At 67.5% G+C, this 5,855-nt stretch carries 5 protein-coding genes and 1 pseudogene; 3 read left to right on the forward strand and 3 right to left on the reverse strand.

Translation table 11 applies throughout. From position 1 onward, the window contains the following. The coding region (locus G3N97_RS35765; protein ID WP_205997541.1) for a methyl-accepting chemotaxis protein at positions 1–1,381 on the reverse strand (1,381 nt) is incomplete at its 3' end. A 495-nt stretch (positions 1,382–1,876) separates the two neighbouring features. On the opposite strand from G3N97_RS35765, the gene G3N97_RS35770 reads away from it, so the two are divergent. The 3 genes from G3N97_RS35770 (at position 1,877) to G3N97_RS35780 (ending at position 4,734) form a co-directional block, all read left to right on the forward strand. Beyond that, positions 1,877–3,142 carry an MFS transporter gene (locus G3N97_RS35770; protein ID WP_205997542.1) on the forward strand — a complete coding sequence of 422 codons (1,266 nt, stop codon included), beginning with the start codon at positions 1,877–1,879 and terminating at the stop codon, positions 3,140–3,142. Between the two features lie 160 nt (positions 3,143–3,302). After that, on the forward strand, positions 3,303–3,788 hold the full coding sequence (locus tag G3N97_RS35775; RefSeq protein ID WP_065065883.1) for an adenosine-specific kinase: 486 nt from the start codon (positions 3,303–3,305) through the stop codon (positions 3,786–3,788). Between the two features lie 37 nt (positions 3,789–3,825). After that, the gene (locus G3N97_RS35780; RefSeq protein ID WP_205997543.1) at positions 3,826–4,734 is read left to right on the forward strand and encodes a DUF4922 domain-containing protein; all 909 of its coding nucleotides are present in this window, start codon (positions 3,826–3,828) and stop codon (positions 4,732–4,734) included. Between the two features lie 13 nt (positions 4,735–4,747). Here G3N97_RS35780 and G3N97_RS35785 read toward each other — a convergent pair whose 3' ends face one another. Further along, positions 4,748–5,470, reverse strand: a complete 723-nt coding sequence (locus G3N97_RS35785; protein WP_205997544.1) for an ABC transporter ATP-binding protein — start codon at positions 5,468–5,470, stop codon at positions 4,748–4,750. After that, positions 5,467–5,855, reverse strand: a pseudogene (locus G3N97_RS35790) (ABC transporter ATP-binding protein); the annotation flags it as partial. The gene G3N97_RS35785 and the pseudogene G3N97_RS35790, both read right to left, overlap by 4 nt.

Below are 5,855 nucleotides of genomic sequence, written 5' to 3' on the forward strand. Positions count from 1 at the left end.
GATTGCGCACCTCGCCCGCGACCACCGAGAAACCGCGCCCTTCCTCGCCCGCGCGCGCCGCTTCCACGGCCGCGTTCAGCGCGAGAATATTGGTCTGAAACGCGATGCCCTCGATCACGCCGATGATGTCCGCGATGCTCTTGGCGCTCTCGTTGATCTCGCCCATCGTCGCGACCACGCGGCCCACCACGGCGCCGCCCTTCTCCGCGATCTGCGAGGCGTTGCCCGCGAGCGTGCTGGCCTGCTGCGCGTTCTCCGCGTTCAGGCGCACGGTCGAGGTCAGTTGCTCCATGCTGCTGGCCGTGCGTTCGAGCGCGACGGCCTGCTCCTCGGTGCGCTGCGAAAGATCGAGATTGCCGGTCGAGATCTGGCCGGAAGCGGCGGCGATGGCTTCCGCGCTCGCGGCGATTTCCGCGACCGTCGTCGAGAGACCTTGCTGCATGTCGCGCAGCGCGCCGAGCATGCTGTGCGCGTCGCGCTCGCGCACGACGACCGGCTGCGCGAGATCGCCCGAGGCGATGCGCGCGGCGATGGCTTTCGCATGCGCGGGCTCGCCGCCGAGCGCGCGCGACAAGCGGCGCACGACCCATTCGCTGACGAAGAACGCCACGACGAACAGCGCGACCGTGGCCGCCGCCATCATCACGAACGACGACTTGAAGATGAACGCCGACGCCGCGATGGTCGCCTTGGCCGCCGCGCCGCGTTGCTCGACGAGTTGATCGACGAGCTTTTCGAGCTTTTCGGTTTCGACCAGCAGCGAGACGTCCTGGGTGCCGACCTGCCAGCTCATCTGCGACAGATCGAGCGGCTGCGCCTTCACGAGCGTCACGAAGTCGCGCAGATGGCCGCTCCACGTTTGCATGGAATCGGAGAACTGTTTCTGCGAGGCGAGCGCGTCGGCGCGCGCGTGGCCGCTGCCGGCGTGCGCGGACAGTTCGTCGAGCACCTTCATTTCGTCAACGATCGCGGACAGATCCTTTTCGATGCCCTCGCCGAGTTCGTCGCGTTCCTTCGCCGTGGTCGCCGTGAGCAGCATCTTCTGCGCGCGGCTTGCACGCAGCACGTGACCGCGCGCTTCCTCGGCGGCGCGGCTCGCGAGGTGACCCTGTTCGTAGATCGATTCCGTCGAATCGTTGAGGCGGCTGATCTGCGTGAGCGAGAACGCGCCGATCGCGAGCGTCCCCACCAGCACCACCGCGAACGCGAGACGCAGCGTCGCTTTCACCGAGAGCTGCGAAGCGGTGTCCACCGCCGCGCGCTGTTTACTTTTGCCCTGGCCCTTGCTCCGGCCACGCCCCGCCGCGCCGTTCCCGCCTGGCGCCCCCAATTCGTCCGCCACGAACCCCGTATGGCGGCTCGCTTCAGTCATTGCTCGCATCGTTATCGGTCTCCAGCTTGTTGTACGACGCGCACCGCGACGGCGGATTTTCGGCTCCTCGATGACCGCCGAAAGCCGCCGACGCCTCTCGCTGGCCGCTCGTGGCGGCTCAGGCATGGCGCAACGCCTCAACTCCGGTCTACGGCACGGCGCCGCGCGATCTTGAGTGTGTCGCACTGGCGTCATCGTCCGCGTACCGGCCCCGTAATGTCGCGGAAATGTTCGCGCATCTTCGCGGGTTATAACCGGCCAAAATCCACCGCCAAAATTGCTGCGACAAATTTCCCGTTTCCGCGCGACGCCTGCGGCAAGGCGTCGCGGCAAGCCCCCCGCTGTTTGTGTCCGATTCGCGACAAAACTTGTCCGTACGATTCTTCCAAGACACATTACACTGCGCTTCATAACTCCTATATACGAATCTTTCATGCCATCGCCGCATTGATTGCCTTGGGCTTTCAAAGCGGTGCCCGCGTGATGCTCTCCAGCTCAAGACACATGGAAACCAGCCTCGACAAGCGCGCCCTGTCCGGCGCCGCCGCTGCGCCCGCAGCGTCCTCCGCCACACCCGCACCCGCCGTGCAGCGCACGGTCTACAGCGTGCTCGGTGCGATCAGCTTTTCGCACCTGCTCAACGACATGATCCAGTCGCTGATCCTGGCCATCTACCCGATGCTCAAGGACAACTTCGCGCTGTCGTTCACGCAGATCGGCCTGATCACGCTCACTTATCAGATCACGGCGTCGATGCTGCAGCCGCTCGTCGGCGTCTATACGGACAAGCGTCCGATGCCGTATTCGTTGCCCGTCGGCATGGGCTTCACGCTCTGCGGCCTGCTGCTGATGTCGGTTGCGCCGAGCTTCGGCGTGCTGCTGGTCGCCGCCGCGCTGGTCGGCTGCGGCTCGTCGGTGTTCCATCCGGAGTCGTCGCGGGTCGCGCGCATGGCCTCGGGCGGCCGCCACGGCCTCGCGCAGTCGCTGTTCCAGGTGGGCGGCAACGCAGGTTCGTCGCTCGGACCGCTGCTGGCCGCCGCGATCATCATTCCGCATGGTCAGCGCAGCATCGCGTGGTTCTCGGTGGCCGCGCTGGTGGCGATGTTCGTGCTCACGCAGATCGGCCGCTGGTACAAGGCGCATCCGAATCTCAAGAAGAAGCGCGCCGAAGCGCCCGCCGTCGCCCTCTCGCGTGGACGCGTGGCGATGGCCATCAGCATCCTCGTGCTGCTGGTGTTCTCGAAGTACTTCTACCTCGCGAGCATCAACAGCTACTTCACGTTCTATCTGATCGACCGCTTCCATCTGCCCGTGCAGGCCGCGCAGGTGCACCTGTTCGTGTTCCTCGCCGCCGTGGCCGCGGGCACGATCATCGGCGGCCCGGTCGGCGACCGCATCGGCCGCAAGTACGTGATCTGGGGTTCGATCCTGGGCGTCGCGCCGTTCACGCTGCTGCTGCCCTACGCGAACCTGTTCTGGACCAGCGTGCTCACGGTGATCATCGGCATCGTGCTGGCCTCGGCGTTCTCGGCGATCCTCGTCTACGCGCAGGAACTGATTCCGGGCAAGGTAGGCATGGTCGCGGGCCTGTTCTTCGGCTTCGCGTTCGGTCTCGGCGGCATCGGCGCGGCCGTGCTCGGCCAGCTCGCGGATGCCACCAGCATCACCTTCGTCTACAAGGTCTGCTCGTTCCTGCCGCTGATCGGCATCCTCACGGTGTTCCTGCCCGACGTCGAAGGGAAGAAGAAACGCGCAAAGGCCGCTGCATAAGTCGCACTGCGGTCGCACTGCGCGCGTCGCACTGAAAACGGCCGGCTGCCTGCGAAGGCGCCGGCCGTTTTTTCGTCGGCGATCCGCGCCGCTTGCATTGGCCGCGACTTCGAACCATGCTGGAAGCCTCTGCCTTCGAGACGTTCGCGCGAGGTCCGCCATGCAGCTTTCCACGGTTGAAATCGTCAAGCCCGAAGCGACCAACTTCATCCTCGGGCAATCGCACTTCATCAAAACGGTCGAGGACCTGCACGAAGCGCTGTACGGCGCGGCGCCGGGCATCGCGTTCGGGCTGGCCTTCTGCGAGGCGTCGGGCAAGCGCCTCGTGCGCCGCTCGGGCACGCACGAAGCGCTCGTCGACATGGCGACCGATAACGCCCTGCGCATCGCGGCGGGCCACAGCTTCATCGTGTTTCTCGGCGACGGCTTCTTTCCCGTCAACGTGCTCAACGCGGTCAAAGCCGTGCCCGAGGTGTGCCGCATCTTCTGCGCGACGGCCAATCCGACCGACGTGCTGATCGCGGAGACCGATCGCGGACGCGGCATCGTCGGCGTGGTGGATGGCGCGCCGCCGCTCGGCGTCGAGACCGACGACGACGTGCGCTGGCGCAAGGATCTGCTGCGCGCGATCGGCTACAAGGCGTGAGCTCCAAATCTGCCGCTCGTTTCCCACTCATGCGCCGATGACATCGACACCGCTCACGTCCGCCACGCTGCGCGCCGCGCTCGCCGCGCAAACGCGCCATGCGCTGCAATGCGGCGCGCTGCAACCCATCGACACGGTCCTCACGCATCTCGACGACGGCGGCGTGCGTTTCGCCGTGCGCCAGGTGTCGAGCCTCGCGCGCAAGGAGCAGGCGCGGCGCACCGAGGTCGCGGAAAGCGCCGCACCGCGCCGCAACCCGTTTCTGCCTTGCGACGACGATCTGTGCGTCGGCACGCTCTCGCCGACGCATCTCGCGCTGCTCAACAAATACAACGTGATCGACGATCATCTGCTGATCGTCACGCGGCGTTTCGTGCCGCAGGAAGCGCTGCTCGATCACGACGATTTCGCGGCGCTGCTCGTCGCCTTGCGCGGGTTCGACGCGCTCGGGTTCTACAACGGCGGCGCGGCGGCGGGCGCGAGTCAGCCGCACAAACATCTGCAGGCGGTGCCGTTGCCGCTCGATGATGCGACCGAAACCGCGGTGCCGATGGAAGTCTTATGGCAATCCGCGCTAGTCGCAAACGGCATCGCGCGCGTGCCGGGCTTGCCGTTCGCGCATGCACTCGCCGCGCTCGATCTGCTGCAAGGCGGCGCCGACGAGGCCGCGCGACATGCGTGGCGCACCTATCGCGCGCTGCTCGATGCGGTGGGAATCGGCGCGATCGACGTGGCGGGACTGGCGCATCAGCGTGCGCCGTACAACCTGCTCGTCACGCGGCGCTGGATGCTGGTGGTGCCGCGCACGCAGGAATGCGTGGACGGCATGTCGATCAACGCGCTCGGTTTCGCGGGTTCGCTATTCGTGCGCGACGCGCAGCAGTGCGCCGCGCTCGCGCACATCGGACCGATGACGGCACTCGCACGCGTCGCTCAGCCTCGTTGAGCACGCAACGATCTCAACCCACGCCGAGCCATTCGCGCACGATGTCCTCGCGCTGCGCGAGTTCCATCGGCGCGCCCTCGAACACGATGCGGCCATGCCCCATCACCGCGACGCGATCCGCGAGCGTCGGCGCGAGCGCGAGCCGCTGCTCGATCAGCAGCACCGCGACGCCGCGCTCGCGCAACGCGCGCAGCGCATCGCCGACGCGCGCGGTCATCTGCGCGGACAAACCTTCGGCCGGTTCATCGACGATCAACAGATCGGGATCGCCCATCAGCGCGCGGGCCAGCACGAGCATCTGCTGCTCGCCGCCCGAGAGCACGCCCGCGCGCGCCGCGCGCCGCTCGTGCAGGATCGGAAACAGCGCGCGCGCCTCGTCGAGCGCAAAGCGCGGCGTGCGGCGGCCGCGCTTCACGACGCCGAGCCGCAGGTTCTCGTCGACGCTGAGCGTGGGGAAAACGTCGCGCTGCTCCGCCACGTAGCCCAGGCCGAGGCGCGCGATCTCGAAGGTCCGCAGCGGTGCGAGATCGACGCCGGAGAAATGGCGCAGGCCGTCGGCGGCGACCATCGACATCAGCGCCTTCGCGAAGGTCGAGCGCCCCGAACCGTTGCGGCCCGCCAGCGCGACAACTTCGCCTGCGTGGATGCGCAGATCGACGCCATGCAGCACCTGGCTCGCGCCATACCACGCGCGCAGGCCCGCGACATCGAGCAGCAAAGGTCTCGCCGTGCTCATGACGATGCCGCGCCGAAGTCGGCGCCCAGATAGGCCTCGCGCACCGCTGCATCGGCGCGAATCGCCTGTGGCGTGCCGGTGGCGATCACGCGGCCTTGCACCAGCACCGAGACGCGGTCGGCGAGACCGAACACGGCGTCCATGTCGTGCTCGACCAGCAGCAGCGTCTTGCCCGCCGTGGTCGCGCGGATCAGCGCCATCGCGCGCGCGGCTTCGGCGCGGTTCATGCCCGCCGTGGGTTCGTCGAGCAGCAGCGTCTGCGCGCCGCCCGCGAGCGCGAGGCCGAGGTCGAGCGCGCGTTGTTCGGCGTAGCTCAGCGTCGCCGCTTCGCGTTCGGCGGCATGCGCGAGACCGATGGCGTCGAGCACGTCTGCGGCGCGCGCGT

Source organism: Paraburkholderia sp. Ac-20347, from assembly GCF_017104805.1.
GTDB classification, from domain to species: Bacteria; Pseudomonadota; Gammaproteobacteria; order Burkholderiales; family Burkholderiaceae; genus Paraburkholderia; species Paraburkholderia tropica.

Bases quoted from the DNA above. Each gene is read 5' to 3' on its own strand.
- G3N97_RS35770 (WP_205997542.1), top strand. From the start codon at position 1,877: ATGGAAACCAGCCTCGACAAGCGCGCCCTGTCCGGCGCCGCCGCTGCG.
- G3N97_RS35775 (WP_065065883.1), top strand. From the start codon at position 3,303: ATGCAGCTTTCCACGGTTGAAATCGTCAAGCCCGAAGCGACCAACTTC.
- G3N97_RS35780 (WP_205997543.1), top strand. From the start codon at position 3,826: ATGACATCGACACCGCTCACGTCCGCCACGCTGCGCGCCGCGCTCGCC.
- G3N97_RS35785 (WP_205997544.1), bottom strand. From the start codon at position 5,470: ATGAGCACGGCGAGACCTTTGCTGCTCGATGTCGCGGGCCTGCGCGCG.